This is a genomic window from Nocardia sp. NPDC060259 (assembly GCF_042728775.1).
Taxonomy (GTDB): Bacteria; Actinomycetota; Actinomycetes; order Mycobacteriales; family Mycobacteriaceae; genus Nocardia.
The window spans coordinates 1-15,614 of the sequence record NZ_JBHXAY010000139.1 but is presented as its reverse complement, the minus strand read 5'-3'; the positions used below and the strand labels follow the sequence as shown (position 1 = coordinate 15,614).

The window sequence follows — 15,614 nt, the reverse complement described above, 5'->3', positions numbered from 1 at the left end:
TTCTCGCCGAGCTCGGCGAGAACGGCGAGCAGGTCAGCGGAACTGCAATCTGCTTGAGCCGATGGGCGGATGGCGTCTCGAAATCCTCCGGCCTCTTGCATCGCACGCCGCCAGTGGATGTGATTGCAGCGGTTTCTCGGTCGTGCTGCCGCGGTGTCAAGCTTCCGGTCCAGGTACGGCCGAACGTTGTGACGGTGAAGCGGCTCGATGACTTGCGACGCTGGCTTCGGGTTCGGGTTCGAATTCTGATGTGGGGAGAGCGGCTCGGACGGCGTCCTCGATCGCTTCGCCGGTGGCTGGTCCTTGCTCCTCGCTCGGCAGTGGGGGCAGGTGGTTTCGGGCGCGGATGATGCGTTCCTGCGTGGTCGGTGGGAGCACGCTGCCTGGGTCAGGCTCCGGGGCTGTGGTCGTGGTGCGGCGCAGGCTCGCCAGCGACGAGCGCACTTGGGTGTCGACGACTTCGCCCTGCGCCGCGGCCACCGCTACGGCACGATCCTGATCGACATGCAGACCAGGCGCCCTATCGACGTGCTCACCGACCGCACCGCCGCCACGCTGGCGGCATGGTTGCGGGCACATCCCGGTGTCGAAATCATCTGCCGCGACCGGGCAGGGGCCTACGCCGAAGGCGCCACGAAAGGCGCACCTGACGCGATCCAGGTCGCTGATCGGTGGCACATTTGGCACAACCTCGGCGATGCCGTCGAACGCACCGTCGCACGGCATCGCGCTGCACTGACTGCCGCAAATCCACAAGTCAGCGCACCCCAACGACCCGACATCGCCGATGTCGCAGCCGATCTGCATGGTGGGCCCGTCGAACCGCAACTCAGGACCGGGTCGCGGTCCGCACCCGTCAGCGCTACGCCGCGGTCCACGCATTGCTTGCCGAAGGCCGCAGCATGCGCGGCATCGGTATCGAGTTGGGGTTGGCGCGCGGCACCGCACGCCGGTTCGCTCACGCCGAATCTCCGGACGAGCTGCTGGTCAACAATCGCACCGGATACCGGCGAAGCATCCTCGACGAATACAAGCACTACCTGCACCAACGGTGGAACGAAGGCCACACAAACGCCACGAGACTATTCGAGGAGATCCAGACGCGCGGCTTCCGAGGCAGCGAGAAGATCGTGCGGGCCTACCTGCATTCCTTCCGCACGACCGCCCACATCCCCAAGCCTCCACCCAAACCCCCGGCAGTCCGACGGGTCACATGCTGGATAATGACCAACCCCGTCAACCTCGACTCCGACGACCAAACGCGCCTCGGTGCGATCCTGTCCGTCAGCCCGGAACTGGCATCACTCGTCGGCCATGTTCGCGAATTCGCTGTGATCATGGGAGAGCGCCGCGGACGAGAACTCGAAAGATGGATGGCCGCAGTCGATTCCGACGACCACCCGGCGCTGCACTCGTTTGTTCGTGGTCTGCGCCGCGACCAGGACGCGGTCACCGCCGGCTTCACGCTGCAATGGAGCAGCGGAACCGTCGAAGGCCACGTCAACCGCATCAAAATGCTGAAACGACAGATGTTCGGCCGAGCGAAGCCCGACATCCTAAGAAAGCGAATCATGTTGAGCGACTGAGGAACTCAACTGACGGTTCACGGAAATTGGGCCAGATCCGGTTTTCGAAGAGCGTCGACAGCGGGGCCGTACTTGTATTCAGGGCTCATCCCCGCTCGCGCGGGGAGCACCTGCTGCAGGCCACGCTTCATCGCCGCCGCCCGGGCTCATCCCCGCTCGCGCGGGGAGCACCCGATGAGCCGCTCCCACGGGCTTCCCGCGTAGGGCTCATCCCCGCTCGCGCGGGGAGCACTCGGCGCCTTCACCGTCCCACGACCACGACACGGGCTCATCCCCGCTCGCGCGGGGAGCACGCGATGGGCTTGTGAGCTGCGGTCATGGGGTCGGGGCTCATCCCCGCTCGCGCGGGGAGCACTGCTCAGCCTTGGCCTTGGCGATCTCGAGCTGGGGCTCATCCCCGCTCGCGCGGGGAGCACACACGAACCCCTGCACGAGCGGCGTGCGGATCGGGCTCATCCCCGCTCGCGCGGGGAGCACCGGAACGGTCACCTTCACGCGGTACAGGCACGGGGCTCATCCCCGCTCGCGCGGGGAGCACGTTGCGGATCGGCTCGCCGTTCGCCATCGCGTGGGCTCATCCCCGCTCGCGCGGGGAGCACTACCTGCCGCGCGCCGGCGAGAACTTCGCCCGGGGCTCATCCCCGCTCGCGCGGGGAGCACCGCCCGCCGAGCACTTCCTGCATCCAGTCTCGGGGCTCATCCCCGCTCGCGCGGGGAGCACCGCACCTCGCTCAGTCGCGGGCTCGCGGAATGCGGCTCATCCCCGCTCGCGCGGGGAGCACGCCACCCGCGCGGTGAACGGCGGCCTGAACGGGGGCTCATCCCCGCTCGCGCGGGGAGCACTCGGTGATGTTCTCGAGCAGATCGGCGCCGAAGGGCTCATCCCCGCTCGCGCGGGGAGCACTGTCACGCGGCCACGAAGGGCTCGGATTCGATGGGCTCATCCCCGCTCGCGCGGGGAGCACGGATTCGGACTATCAATGTCGCCCCGGAAGCGGGGCTCATCCCCGCTCGCGCGGGGAGCACATCGAGGATGGCGTTAGGGAATTGACCGAACAGGGCTCATCCCCGCTCGCGCGGGGAGCACCAGATTACCGAACCCGCCGACACCACCGCCGGGGGCTCATCCCCGCTCGCGCGGGGAGCACCAGCAACGTTTGCAGGAACGTTTTCAGCGCGCGGGCTCATCCCCGCTCGCGCGGGGAGCACACCGGGTTCTCGCCGCCGATCACGCGCTGCACGGGCTCATCCCCGCTCGCGCGGGGAGCACCTATTCACGGTGATGGTGCCGGTAGTAGGGGCGGGCTCATCCCCGCTCGCGCGGGGAGCACACTAATTGACCTGCGCCTTTTCAGCTCAATCGGCCGATTCTCATTTACTTTTGGCCGTCCTCCCGCACCGCCCACACATTCCGTGCAGTCGCTACACCTGCCAACTTCGCAATGCGGTCAAGACAGGATCGCTCAACGATTCGGTCTGCGCCCCTGCTTGATTCGGCCTCACAGTGCAGACTTGCTGGCCCCGCCCGTGTTCAAGACTTCAAACATAGGTTCGCACACCTCGCCCGGTATCGAGGCCAGCCTGGGGCCATCCCCACATGCGCGGGGAGAGAGACATGCCTACGGCCTAAACCGATGCTGCACTAGGGCTCATCCCCGCGATACGAGGACTGGATCATGTACACGCGGCCCAAACCAAACATACCGGACTCCCTCGATAGCCTCACCCCAGCGTTGTTCGATTGCCTACTGCAGCATCCGACTGCAGGATCGCCGTTCGGACACCTCTCATGTCAGTCGGGAATGCGGCGAACTGCCATGGCGGGGGCACTTGGCTCGCCGGTACCGGTCTCGCGCTCAGAGAGGTCATTCAGAACGGGCAGGACGAGGACACAGCGAAGCCGGTACACCATCTCGCCCAAGACAATCCGCCCGCCTGCAGATAGGACCCACAGCGCGTTGCCCATCACCCAGATCGTCAGCGGATTCGCTACCACATCGTGCCAGGGACCGTTGGAGGTACCACATACGAACAAGGCCCAGGGGATCACAGAAACACAGAACGTCCCTGCGGATGCAGTGATAGACAGCACAAGCTGACGCGAATAGGTGGGTGCTGAGATCAGGAGCTTCGTCCCATCCGCGGACCTGCCACTGCCCGGCCGGTGCTGGATGACCATCACTTCTCCCATTCCAAGAGCGGCAGAACACCGACTCCTACATTCCCTGCTGCACCCGGTCATCCGCACCCTACCGCCAGCCGCGAAGGTAACAATGCTTCACTAGTTGACAGACTACGCACACTTCACCCGGCGTGCAATCGCCGTGGCACTAATTGTTTTGAAGCGCAACACATCTGAGCGCACGGCGAGGTACGCAGCCGGATCCCGCGGCTGCGGTCGGCGAGAAACAACGGACGTGATTCGACCAAGGCGAGTCCCGAGGTGGAGTCAGTCATCGGTCTCTGGCTGCCGATGTTTAGCCTGATGGGCACGGCGGTATCGGCTAGCCTTGCTCCAACCCGGGCGGGCTCGCCCGCTAGTTCCGTCGCGGGTGTGCGGTCGGAGCATGAGATAGATGCCGTCGATGTCGATCGGTTCCCAATCGTGGCGGTGGGTTTTGAACGCCATACGTTGTTCGCCGCGGGTGGTGTGGATCATGATCGCGCGGCCGTCCTTGCAGAGCTCGATCACACGCTGCCAAGCAAGATCCCGCACGCGCGCGCTGACCACACCGACGAACACACCCGGGCTGACCTCAAGGAACCAACGGGTCAGGTGCCCGCGAAGTCCAGCTGGACAGGCGGTGAGGACCAGGACTACCACGGCGGGTCCTCGTCGGCATAGGAGATCCCAGCTACGAGGTTGCCTTTGCGGTCCCACAGTTCCACGACGTCGCTGTCCCATTCCTCGGCGTCGCCTTCACGGTCGGGCACAAGCAGCTCGTAGATGTCGGAACAGCAGCGTGCCAACAGGTTTCCTGCATGAACTGCGTCGCGGACAGTGCGACGGGTGACTCCCCCGATATCGTCGCCGCCTTCGGCCGCGATCAGTGCTGCGGCATCGAACGCCGCCGGGATCGCGTACTCGGCCTTGTACAGATCGGCCAGGTCGAACACGAAGGACCGCTCGTGTCCGGTGTGGACGAACCCGAGCCCTGGTGCGCAGCCGAGGGCGACGATCACCGCATGAGCCACCCCGTACAAGCACGTCGTCGCGGCCGAAAGGGCTTGGTTGACCAGGTCGGAGGAGCCGAAGTCGTTCGGGTTGTAGTCGCGGCGTTGCCATTCGATGCCGGTGCGCTGGGCGTGCTCGCGGTAGGTGCGGCGTACGCGGGCGCCTTCGCGTCCACGTAGTTGCTGCATGGTCAGGCCGGCGACGTCTTCGCCGGGGAATCGCATTTCATACATTTGCCGGGCGATCCGCAGTCGGCTGGTCTGGTTCGACACGGCTGCTGCTTGGGCTTCGAGCAGGCGTGAGCTGCGGGCCAGTGACCTGCCGTGGGCGTAGTAGCGCACGCCCCGCTCTCCTACCCAGACGACGGTGGATCCGCTTTCGGCGAGCAGCATCATCGCCTGGTGGGTGACACGGGTGCCCGGCCCAAGGAGCAGAGCACCGATTGCGGCGGCGGGGATGTGGACGACTCCGCGTTCGTCGGTGGAGGTGATCGCGTTGGCGTCGCGGTGCACGGTGGCGCGTTCGATGTAGATGAACGACAGTCGATCCCGCGCACGGACGAGTTCCCCGATCCGTGGCGGCCGCGTACCGGGGATGTCTTTCACGCCGGCGCCAGCGTGAGCAGCCCGCAGCCGTACCCTTTCGCGCGGCCTATCCCTCCGACGAGTGCTCCGCGCAGCAATTGCGGGTCGGTGACCTGCAGGGTGCCTTCGAACGTGGCGGTCGACAACGACACCTTCTGCGAGTGACGTTGGAACGTCACCGATCTACGGTCAGTGATGACGACGTCGGGTTCCTTGCTGTCTCCGCTGACGCATTGCCCGAGCTCGAACCCGTGATCAGCGGCCTTACGCTGCAGCCATTGCAGTTGGCCTTCCGAGTCGAGGCCGGTGGTTCGGCCGCGTTCGGTCGGGTCGTTGCGCTGCCGGTCCATGGCGCGGCGCACGGGATTGGCGGTGAGCCGGAAGTGCCATTGTTGTCCCGTGGCGAGGTCGTCGAGCAGGTCTCGGTAGTCGCGGGTGGCCCAGGTGCTGGTGGTCGGCCAGCCTGCCTGCTCGACCACGTGGGTGAAGTCCGGTCGTGTCGGGGAGACGACGTAGAGGTGAATGGTGTTCTCGGAGCGGTCGATTCGCCACAGCACCCGCCCGTCGCCGACCGGGCTGTGGTCGTCGGTGTGGTCGGAGGGTGGGAAGGATGCCATGACCGCGGCGTGGGTGACCTGGGGTGAGGACAGGAACAGGCGGGTGCCTTGGCGCGCGGGGTTGAGTGGAATTCGCGACAGGTACATCAGGCGCCTCCCAGCGCGGCGAACGGGTCGTGGCGTTTGGTGCCGTCAGGGTTGGTGATCTCGACCGCCGCGCTGACCACGCAACGCCACCCGTACTCGCGGCGTTGCGGATCGAGGTCCACGGGCACGTCGCGGACCCGTTCCAGCAGCGCCTCGTCGGGATCGCCGGGCAGCAGGTCACGGTAGATCGGCAGGTGCACCGTGGCGGGTTGCCGCTTGCGATACCACGGCGACGCTTGCCACGGTGTGCTGTTCAGTGCCTCTGTGAGAGTCTGGTCGCTGACCTCTCCCAGGACAAGTGGCTCGGTGACCGGGCAGGATCGGCGGCCGAGGTAGAGCGGGAAGGTAGGGGCTCGCAACGCGTCCCGGATCCCTTCCAACAGTGGGCGGTCGCCGTGGATCGCGGCCACGAATACCGCGTCGGCCAGGTAGTAGCGGTAGGACAGCGGGTAGCTTTCGCGGTCGTCGAGACTGCGTGCGACCTGGAAGTCCCGCACGAGCGAGCCTTGTTGGTCGATGCGGACCCCGAACCCGAGGCCGGTCAGTTCCTCTTCGATCGGGTCGGTGCGGCGGCGACCCTTGGCAGCGCAGATCAAGCCCAGCACACCGCTCTTGGACGGGTACTGCTGGGTTTCGCGGCGGGTGAACCGGCTCGCCACACCCCAAGACTGCAGGGGTGCAGCGAGTTTGAGCAGCAGAACGCTCACGATGCCACGCCGAGAGCGTCGCGCACCTGCGCGGCGACCTGATCGACCACCGCCGTCAGCGACGTCGGAGTGGCCAGTTCGCTGAGGACTTCCAGCCCGTTGGCGGCGACGACGACATAGTTGGTGGCATCGTTGCTGCCGTAGGCGGTTTCCAGGGCGTGGTAGCGCTCCAGCAGTTGCTTGGCCGCGCCCGCCGAGCGTGCACTGCCGAGGGCATCGACCGGTGACTCGAACGCGGTGACCAGGTTCACCGGCTGATCGGTACGCACACTGACCACAACAGCGTCGGGCAGGGTGCGGTTGGCGAACGTGTTCTGCTTGCCCGTGGGCATGCTGCGCACGAACGCAGTCAGGAAGTTCGCCACCGCGACCGCGGCCGCTTCGTTGTCGCCGAGGTTCTGCGCGAGCAGGTCGACATTGACGGTGGCGTAGCGGTACAGGGTGGAGGAGTTGAACTCGACCACACCGATCATCCCGGCGCCGGCGTTGTCTTCGGGGGCGCGGTCGTCGACCGCGGTGAAGTAGTCGAACTCGTTGTTGACCGAGTGCACGCTCAACGCGTGCGCGACCTGGGCGGCGGCGTCGACGTTGAGGTCGGCGGAGTCTGCGACCATCCGACCGAACAGGGCGACGTCGATGCTGTCGGCGCCGTTGGCGGCGGCCTTGGCCGCAGTCTTGTCCGAGACGCCGGTGGTGGCGGTCTCGATCGCCAGCTTCGCGAGACGGTCGATCTGTGTCGCGCTCAAGAACAGCAGATACTTGGACTGTTCGAGCTGATCGGCCGGGTCGGCACCGTCGTCGTCTTTGCCCTTCTTCTTGGGCTTTTCGAGTTTGATGCCGGCGTCCTTGATTACCTGTGCTGCTGCGGCGGCCGGGTCCTCCACGGCGGTGCCGATGCGTTCGGCGACGAGCTCCACGACCCGTTTGGTGCGCACACCCAGGGTGGCTGGGTCGACCAGTTCGCCGAACATCTTGCGGGTGGCTCGTTTCCAGGCCTGGCTCGATACCCGTGCGCGGCGCACGCCACCGTAGACGGCGGTCTTGGGGCTGCCGGTGTCGTCGCGGTTGATGTTGGACGGGGGAACGGTCTGCAGGATGTGGACGTCGACGAACATGCGGGTCACTGGTTGTCTCCGGTTTCAGAGGTAGCAGAAGCGGTGGTCGATGCGGGATTGCGGTGGTAGTCGCGACCCCACGAGAGCAGAACCTGATCGGCGTATCGTCCGGTGTCGAGCTTGTACAGATCGGCTGCCAGACGTGCATAGTCGAGGGGGATTTCGTGTGCGCGCAGCTGACCGATCAACCCGCGCAGGTGGGTCAAGCGTGCGTCGTGGTCGGTGGCGGTGCCGATGACGTGGAACCGGGAACGCACCGCGTCTTCGGCACCGGAGGAGGCACCGAGGCGGCGCACTGCGCCGCCGAGGCTGGCGTGGTCGCGGCGATGCATCGGCCGGGCGCGCGACTGCTGATGCAGAGCGTGCATCGTCATCGCGTCATAGCACGCCGACTCCCACGCGGTCGGTTCCTCCGGTGCCGGCACGGAGCCGTAGCCGGAGGATTCATAGGGCGCGACCGGCAGGCCTTGCAGGGTCAACGCCCACAGGTCCGGGAGCCGGCCGGGGGGAGAGCTGATTCCGCGACGTAGCTTGGCCATCGCCGCCAAAGCGTCGCTCTCGCGCCGGATGTAGGCGGCTTGGCGCCCCGAAATCCGCTGGTGGACATAGTCTTCCAGCGGACCGTATTTGCTGGTGGCGGCCTGTGGTGTCGCGGTCATCGGCGGTCTCCGTCGTCATCGGTAGGTTCAAAGGCTCCCGGCACGGCGTTGCGGAGCTGGGTCCGGTAGATCAGCTGCGCCACACCGGAGTCGAGCCAGCGATTGTCGATCTCTCGTCCGACCCAGGCAGGCTTCCCCGCGGCGCCCAGTGCGTCGGCAGCGTGTTGATCGATGATCGAGCGCACGATCCCATGCCACGTGCGGTACTCGTCGTCGAAGGCGTCGCTACGGGGGTCCAGGCCGGCCAGCCAGCGCCGAAAGGGCGCCTCGAGCGCGAAATAGCCTTCTTCGCGAGCTCGGGTGCGCGGCCCGTCCGGGTCCCCGCCGGCCGCGCGCGTCAGGTTGGCGACCAACGCGGTCAATGCTGAAACAGCTTTGTCGGCGCTGTCGACAGCGCGCGCAGCGATCGAGCGCAGCGTGGTATTCGACAGCAATCCGACACGGAACCCAATGGTGTCGTCGACGACTTCACCGACGACGGATTGCTGGTTGATGTAGTGCATTCCCACCGCGTGCAGGCGAACCGGGTGCGCAGGGTCCAAGACGTCGTCGACGACCAGGTGCTGAGCCCAGTGCACGACACCGGCGGTGATGCCGTTGCCCGCGGTCGGTGCCGAAGCCAGGTCATCGAGCATCGAGCTCATCCCCCGCCACAGTGACCGTTCCGGGTCATGGGTGCGCGGGTAGTGCCGAGTCTGGCCACCGGCCTTCTTGGTCTGGATCTCACTGTAGCGCCAGCCGCTCATCGGTTCGAGCAGGTGCTGGTTGAACGGTTCGAGAGGATCACCGTTGCACAGCACCACCCCGGTGACCTGGTTGTCGGTGGCTACCAATCGGATTCGTCGGCTCTGCCAGGTGGCTAGGTCGGCCGGGCCGGTCGGCTGCGGGTTGTCGCGAACACGGGGGCCGTCGGGGTCGCGTTCCCACGCCGGGATGTCGTCGAGGCGGTAGCGCTGTCCGTTGATGTCGAGCAGGACGAGGTTCAGCAGCAGCGTTTCGCGCAAAGTCGCGCCTTCAAGGAACACCCCGCCCAACGCTCCGGCGAAGCCGACCCCGATCGGATAGCCCTTGTTGTTTTTCACCCGCGGGTCCCCGGTCGCGCCGGTTTTGATCCCGGAGGGATCGAACCCATGTGCATGGACCAGCCATCGCGCGGCCTCGGCGAAGTCGATCTGCTGCAGGTGCCGGCCCGCGCGGGTGGTGAAGTATTTGGCTCCGTTGGGCACGTCGGCGATCAGCTTGTCCAACGCTCCCACCGCATCCCCGGCCGCTTTCAACCCCGCGACCTGGAAGAACGGCGCCACAGGGTCGAACAGTTCAAAACGTGCCCGGTGGTCATCGAGGTAGGTCTCGATCTCCCCAGTCGGCAGTGCGTCGAGCTCCCACAGCTGCGACCACACATCAACGGCCGATCCGGTCCTGGCGGCGACACTGCGTCGCAGGATCGCCAGCAGCAGGCGCAGGATCGCGAACGACTGGGTGGGTACCTCGCCGACGATGCCGGATAGTTCCGGTGCGCGGTGGAGCACCTCACGAATAGAGAGCAGTTCGACTTTCGCGGTCCGGTCGACCACCAGGATCCAGGGGTCCTCGACGAGGTTCAGCCCCGCTGTTGCCGTCGTCATCGCTGGGTGTCTGCTTCCTTGTTCGGTGTCACGACCAGCCCCAGGGCCAGGTCGTAGGTCAGGAGGTGTTGCGCCAATTCGGTGGACAGGTTCTCGTCCAGTTCGAGGACCAGTTCGCCTGCCAGCCAATGTGATTGCTGCCAGCCCGGATAGAAGGTGTCCTCTAGGGTCCGCAGCACGATGCCCATCCGGTTGTACCGGGTCAGGAAGGCAGGAAGACGGATGGTGCACTGCGCCAGCGTTTTCGCCAGCTTCGGATCGGGGCAGGCATCGGTGGGAACGACTCGGCCTCCCATCTCCGGGATCGTCGGCAGGACATGGACCCCGTCACCGACGCGTTGCACGACGATCGCTTCGATGCTGTCTTCGGCGTCACGGACCTGCGCTTGACCGCCGACACCGTCCGCGTCGTCGCGTACCCCGGCCACGAGCCAATCACGAATAGTCGAGTTCTCGGTGCGCGGCGGACCCAGCAGATAGTCACCGGCACGTTTGCGCTGATCGGCCACGTGAAGCGCCCACGCCGACTCGGCGTCTGCGAACATCTCCGCCCAGCCCGGAGGAACAGTGAAACCCTCGGCATATGCCTGCGTCACCAGGCCCGGAATGTCTGCGGGCACATTGACACCCGACGAGCGCCTACCGGTCAGGACTGCGGCCGCGCGTAGCAAACGTGCTCGGCCGTAGACCTTTTCACATCCCTTGTCCAGCTTCGGGGGGATCGATTCCCATTCCGCGCCGCGGATCCAGCAGCGTGGTCGGCTCACCCGGGTGGGGCGGCCCGAACGCAGGTGACGGTGCAGTCGGCCGATGCGCTGCAGGATCAGGTCCACCGGCGCCAGATCGGTGACCAGCAGGTCGACATCGATATCGAGGGACTGCTCGATGACTTGGGTTCCGATGACCACCATCCGCGCCGGGCGATCACCGGTGCCCGGCGGGCCCAGTAGCCGACGTAACCGGTTCTCATACCGCGCGCGGTCCACCGACACGAACCGCGAATGCAGCAGCAGCACCTCGCCAGTGTCGAATCGGTGGTCTGCAGTCATCACCTCGAACAGGTGTTGAGCACGAGCGACCGTGTTGCACACCACCCCAGCAGTCCCGCCCTCGGCGAGCGCCTCGGCCAACCTGTTGGTCAACAGCTCAGCGTCGTCGTCGATGAAGTCGAGCTCGATACCGTCGATCGACCTACCCGATGCAGGGACCGCGCAGGACACCTCTGGATGCGGCCACACCGAGATCGCGGGATAACCGACCGTGGCGGCGTCGACGGACTCGGCTGTCTCAGTGCGGCCACGCCGGTAGGCGTCCAGCAGGGCTACACGCTGCGCGGGCGGCAGTGTCGCGGACAACAACAGCACCGGAACACGATAGGCGCCAAGCCATTCCAGGACCCGACACAGGTAGGTCGACATGTAGCTGTCCGCAGCATGGACCTCATCGATCACCACCACTTTGTTCGCCAAACCCAGGTGCCGCAGCATCACGTGACGAGTCTTGAGCGCACCTCGAAGCACCTGATCGATCGTGCCGACAACGAAGTTCGCCAGCGGGCCCTTCTTCCCGACGAACCAGCCATGCGCAAGCACCGTGCTGTCTTCACAGTCCGAACCGATATCGACGAAGCTCTGCCGCTTCAGCTGCGCATAGTCCTCGTTCAGCGCCGCTTTGCCGTGCGCGAGGATCATGCTGCCCGGCGTTCCCGACACCGAGTCCACCCACTGACGCACCCTGGCGAACATCGCATCCGAGGTCGCCATCGTCGGTAGCGCAACGAATACCCCACCCGCGCCGAACCTTTCAGCAAGAACTTCGGCAGCAAGCAGCGCGGCTTCGGTCTTCCCCTCCCCCATCGGCGCCTCGATGATCATCAAACCCGGCTCGGGCAGCTCGCAGGCGATCCGCAGGCATTCCTGCTGCAAGGGCCGCATCGGATCCTCACGCGCGAACCGCGACCGGAACAACTTCTGACGGGCAGCCTCCGAATCCGTAGCCGCCCCCGCCGGTGACCAAGCCTCGGGCAACCCGAGCAGCGTCCACGCCTTGACAGCCTCGATGCTCGATACCCGCTGACTGACGAGTGGGAACAGGTCTTGGTTGCTGGCGATCCAGTCGGTCACGATCACCGCTGCCGTCAGGAGTACCTGCTGCATCGTCGACAACCGGACCGTGGCCCAATCAGCTACCCGATCCGCAGCACCGGTCCGAGCGGTCACCAACGTGATCAACTCGCCGCGAGCATCACCCCACTCCGGCCCACCCCACAACGAACGCCCGCCATTGATCGCGGCCTGAATCTGGCCCACTGTCGCGGAGACTCCGTGATGGCTTCCGATGACCACCGCATAGGTCGACGCCACCCGCTTCGACCAGCCTTCGCCGACGAGAAACTTCTCCAGAGCGATTTGGCCGGCTAGTCCATGCGGCAACAACTTCCGGTCCACCGGCATCCCTGACGCCCGCAAACCGTGATCGTGCATGCGATCGAACAGCTCCGGCACTTGACACGCGAAGGACGGAGTCAGCTTGCCGACGTCATGCAAGCCGGCCACCCAGCAGAACAAGATTCGCGCGTCTGCCAGTCCGCCAGGTAGACCATCAGCCAACAGGGCCCGAACATGCTCCGGCAGCCAGTGATCCCACACCAGACCAGCCACCGCCGACGAATCAGCCGAATGCCGAAACAACGACAGACTGCCTCCAGCACGATCGCTCTTTGCCCAAGCAGACATCACCGCTGATGAAACCACTACTCCCCCTTTCGCGAACCCACCCGACCAACGCGACTGCCGACCATACCCACGCCCTCTGACAATTACACTCCCCCAGCAATATTCGGCGGAAACCCGCTACCGCCCGAAGCGCTGTGGCTCAGCCCAACTGGCCCACTGGTGACAACTGCATTGCTTGGGCCCGTACCACCCGCGTGGGGCGCAAAGCCGTTCTTGTGTGACGTGTTTGAACGAGACTCATCCCCGCTCGCGCGGGGAGCACATCCCGAGATCCTGACTGACGTTGCCCTGCTTGGGCTCATCCCCGCTCGCGCGGGGAGCACCCGATCATGGCCGCGATCAAGTCGCCGGCCATGGGCTCATCCCCGCTCGCGCGGGGAGCACTTCCACATGATGTCGAGCCAGTACGTCGCCGCGGGCTCATCCCCGCTCGCGCGGGGAGCACGCCAAGAAGGAAACCGTCGATTCGTGTGCGAGGGGCTCATCCCCGCTCGCGCGGGGAGCACGCGATCCGCGATTTGATCTCGCGCGGTATCCCGGGCTCATCCCCGCTCGCGCGGGGAGCACCTGGTCGACACTCCGACCAACGGCGGCGACTCGGGCTGATCCCCGCTCGCGCGGGGAGCACGCGTGCCCGCCCGTCATGGACCTGGTGCCGATGGGCTCATCCCCGCTCGCGCGGGGAGCACTGTTCGACCGCTTCGCGTATCTCGGTAATCGAGGGCTCATCCCCGCTCGCGCGGGGAGCACAGTGAATTCGGGCATCAGACTTCCTGCCAGGTGGGCTCATCCCCGCTCGCGCGGGGAGCACATTTCCACAGGTTCTGCGTGGCCTGGCCCTCGGGGCTCATCCCCGCTCGCGCGGGGAGCACGCCGTAGACCTCGAACAGGTGGACCCAGCCGAGGGCTCATCCCCGCTCGCGCGGGGAGCACGACGGCCGCGCCTCCGCCGCATTCCTGCTGCTGGGCTCATCCCCGCTCGCGCGGGGAGCAACTACACGATTCGTTGGGGCGTGAACCGGGGGTGGGCTCATCCCCGCTCGCGCGGGGAGCACAAGCCGGTCGCATTCGATCCTGCCGAGATCCACGGCTCATCCCCGCTCGCGCGGGGAGCACGCTACTTCTGCCAGCAGCCCTGGTACGAGGACGGGCTCATCCCCGCTCGCGCGGGGAGCACTTTCCGATCACCGGTACGTCACCGACGTACTTGGGGCTCATCCCCGCTCGCGCGGGGAGCACCCGAGCTGTGGTGCTGAGGGTCAGTGTGTCGAGGGCTCATCCCCGCTCGCGCGGGGAGCACGTGTAGCGAAGTATGCCGGTCACGGGCTGTGCGGGCTCATCCCCGCTCGCGCGGGGAGCACTTCGTGGACCTCAACCTGTCCACCTCGGACCCGGGCTCATCCCCGCTCGCGCGGGGAGCACCAACGATGCTGCTAACTCCGGTATATCGAAATGGGCTCATCCCCGCTCGCGCGGGGAGCACAACCCCGACCAGACCACGAACGGCGGCGTGGAGGGCTCATCCCCGCTCGCGCGGGGAGCACTCGGGTCAGCCCACCACCGAGGTCGGCCTGGCGGGCTCATCCCCGCTCGCGCGGGGAGCACCGATACCCGCGCTGTCGAAGGTGATCGTCAGCGGGCTCATCCCCGCTCGCGCGGGGAGCACCTAGGACGCATCGGCGAAGCGGCCCTGAGCCCGGGCTCATCCCCGCTCGCGCGGGGAGCACATGGGCCCGGTCCTGGCGGACAACGAAACCCAGGGCTCATCCCCGCTCGCGCGGGGAGCACCCGTACGCCTACCGGCAGCACGAAGACCTCACGGGCTCATCCCCGCTCGCGCGGGGAGCACGCGCACCAGGCGGGCCAGCGCGGCCGCGTTGGGGGCTCATCCCCGCTCGCGCGGGGAGCACACGGTACAGCCCATCCGTACACGCCTTGCACTGGGCTCATCCCCGCTCGCGCGGGGAGCACCGACGGTGGGCGCGCAGCCATTGCCGATCCTCGGGCTCATCCCCGCTCGCGCGGGGAGCACGACTTGCCCCACAGGCGCCCGATCGCGCTGCCGGGCTCATCCCCGCTCGCGCGGGGAGCACGTGCAGTTCCCGGTGGGCAATGTCGGTGTCGGGGGCTCATCCCCGCTCGCGCGGGGAGCACCGCCGCTGGCGGGTCCAGATGGCCGCACTGACGGGCTCATCCCCGCTCGCGCGGGGAGCACCTCGACTGCGCCCAGCGGGTGTCGGACCACTTGGGCTCATCCCCGCTCGCGCGGGGAGCACCTCAAACATCGAGTGCTGGATCTGTCGTGGCAGGGCTCATCCCCGCTCGCGCGGGGAGCACGTGGTTGAGGTCGCCCAGGTCTGGGTGGAGGCGGGCTCATCCCCGCTCGCGCGGGGAGCACAAGATCCTCGACGCCAGCGGCGATTTCGAGGAGGGCTCATCCCCGCTCGCGCGGGGAGCACTGGATGGTCGGCGAGAACCGAGCCGACGCCGAGGGCTCATCCCCGCTCGCGCGGGGAGCACAGTTCGGGGCTCTCGCCGAGGCAGGCGGCTTTGGGCTCATCCCCGCTCGCGCGGGGAGCACCTGCACGATTTGTGCTTGCAAGAATGCGAATTGGGCTCATCCCCGCTCGCGCGGGGAGCACCGGCTCGAGGAGCTCGACGACCAGCCCGGTGTGGGCTCATCCCCGCTCGCGCGGGGAGCACACTAACTGACCTGCATGTTTA

10 protein-coding genes, 1 pseudogene and 2 CRISPR repeat arrays are annotated in these 15,614 nt (G+C 66.5%); of the genes and pseudogenes, 2 read left to right on the top strand and 9 right to left on the bottom strand.

Annotated features, from left to right (window positions below; genetic code table 11):
- Nucleotides 1-330: 330 nt before the first annotated feature.
- Together ACFWF2_RS31025 and ACFWF2_RS31020 are read left to right on the top strand one after the other, a co-directional pair.
- Nucleotides 331-729 (top strand): annotated as a pseudogene (locus tag ACFWF2_RS31025) (transposase); the annotation flags it as partial.
- Between the two features lie 173 nt (nt 730-902).
- Nucleotides 903-1,586 carry a transposase gene (locus tag ACFWF2_RS31020; protein ID WP_379311034.1) on the top strand — a complete coding sequence of 228 codons (684 nt, stop codon included), beginning with the start codon at nt 903-905 and terminating at the stop codon, nt 1,584-1,586.
- Nucleotides 1,587-1,667: 81 nt separating this feature from the next.
- A CRISPR array of direct repeats spans nt 1,668-2,917; the repeat unit is 29 nt; unit sequence GGGCTCATCCCCGCTCGCGCGGGGAGCAC.
- A 461-nt stretch (nt 2,918-3,378) separates the two neighbouring features.
- Here the strand turns inward: ACFWF2_RS31020 and ACFWF2_RS31015 are convergent.
- The 9 genes from ACFWF2_RS31015 to cas3 form a co-directional block, all read right to left on the bottom strand.
- Nucleotides 3,379-3,777 (bottom strand): hypothetical protein, encoded by a 399-nt coding sequence (locus ACFWF2_RS31015; RefSeq protein WP_379311033.1) that lies wholly within the window; start codon nt 3,775-3,777, stop codon nt 3,379-3,381.
- A 258-nt stretch (nt 3,778-4,035) separates the two neighbouring features.
- The gene (gene cas2e, locus ACFWF2_RS31010; protein ID WP_379311032.1) at nt 4,036-4,410 is read right to left on the bottom strand and encodes a type I-E CRISPR-associated endoribonuclease Cas2e; all 375 of its coding nucleotides are present in this window, start codon (nt 4,408-4,410) and stop codon (nt 4,036-4,038) included.
- Nucleotides 4,404-5,366, bottom strand: a complete 963-nt coding sequence (gene cas1e / locus ACFWF2_RS31005; RefSeq protein WP_379311031.1) for a type I-E CRISPR-associated endonuclease Cas1e — start codon at nt 5,364-5,366, stop codon at nt 4,404-4,406. Before cas1e ends, cas2e begins: the two co-directional genes overlap by 7 nt.
- Nucleotides 5,363-6,049, bottom strand: coding sequence for a type I-E CRISPR-associated protein Cas6/Cse3/CasE (gene cas6e / locus ACFWF2_RS31000; protein ID WP_379311030.1), 687 nt, complete (start codon nt 6,047-6,049; stop codon nt 5,363-5,365). The genes cas1e and cas6e overlap by 4 nt, the downstream gene beginning before the upstream one ends.
- Entirely contained in the window at nt 6,049-6,756 is a 708-nt protein-coding gene (gene cas5e, locus ACFWF2_RS30995) for a type I-E CRISPR-associated protein Cas5/CasD (RefSeq protein WP_379311029.1), read from the bottom strand. The genes cas6e and cas5e overlap by 1 nt, the downstream gene beginning before the upstream one ends.
- Nucleotides 6,753-7,871: a type I-E CRISPR-associated protein Cas7/Cse4/CasC gene (gene cas7e, locus ACFWF2_RS30990; protein WP_379311035.1), complete on the bottom strand. Its 1,119-nt coding sequence runs from the start codon at nt 7,869-7,871 to the stop codon at nt 6,753-6,755. The genes cas5e and cas7e overlap by 4 nt, the downstream gene beginning before the upstream one ends.
- A 5-nt stretch (nt 7,872-7,876) precedes the next feature.
- Nucleotides 7,877-8,530: a type I-E CRISPR-associated protein Cse2/CasB gene (gene casB / locus ACFWF2_RS30985; protein WP_379311028.1), complete on the bottom strand. Its 654-nt coding sequence runs from the start codon at nt 8,528-8,530 to the stop codon at nt 7,877-7,879.
- Nucleotides 8,527-10,155 (bottom strand): type I-E CRISPR-associated protein Cse1/CasA, encoded by a 1,629-nt coding sequence (casA, locus tag ACFWF2_RS30980; protein WP_379311027.1) that lies wholly within the window; start codon nt 10,153-10,155, stop codon nt 8,527-8,529. Before casA ends, casB begins: the two co-directional genes overlap by 4 nt.
- On the bottom strand, nt 10,152-12,908 hold the full coding sequence (cas3, locus tag ACFWF2_RS30975; protein WP_379311026.1) for a CRISPR-associated helicase Cas3': 2,757 nt from the start codon (nt 12,906-12,908) through the stop codon (nt 10,152-10,154). Before cas3 ends, casA begins: the two co-directional genes overlap by 4 nt.
- Nucleotides 12,909-13,123: 215 nt before the next feature.
- Nucleotides 13,124-15,593: a CRISPR direct-repeat array (repeat unit 29 nt; unit sequence GGGCTCATCCCCGCTCGCGCGGGGAGCAC).
- Between the last annotated feature and the right edge of the window lie 21 nt (nt 15,594-15,614).

Bases quoted from the DNA above. Each gene is read 5' to 3' on its own strand.
- ACFWF2_RS31020 (WP_379311034.1), top strand. From the start codon at position 903: ATGCGCGGCATCGGTATCGAGTTGGGGTTGGCGCGCGGCACCGCACGC.
- ACFWF2_RS31015 (WP_379311033.1), bottom strand. From the start codon at position 3,777: ATGGGAGAAGTGATGGTCATCCAGCACCGGCCGGGCAGTGGCAGGTCC.
- cas6e (WP_379311030.1), bottom strand. From the start codon at position 6,049: ATGTACCTGTCGCGAATTCCACTCAACCCCGCGCGCCAAGGCACCCGC.
- cas7e (WP_379311035.1), bottom strand. From the start codon at position 7,871: ATGTTCGTCGACGTCCACATCCTGCAGACCGTTCCCCCGTCCAACATC.
- casB (WP_379311028.1), bottom strand. From the start codon at position 8,530: ATGACCGCGACACCACAGGCCGCCACCAGCAAATACGGTCCGCTGGAA.
- casA (WP_379311027.1), bottom strand. From the start codon at position 10,155: ATGACGACGGCAACAGCGGGGCTGAACCTCGTCGAGGACCCCTGGATC.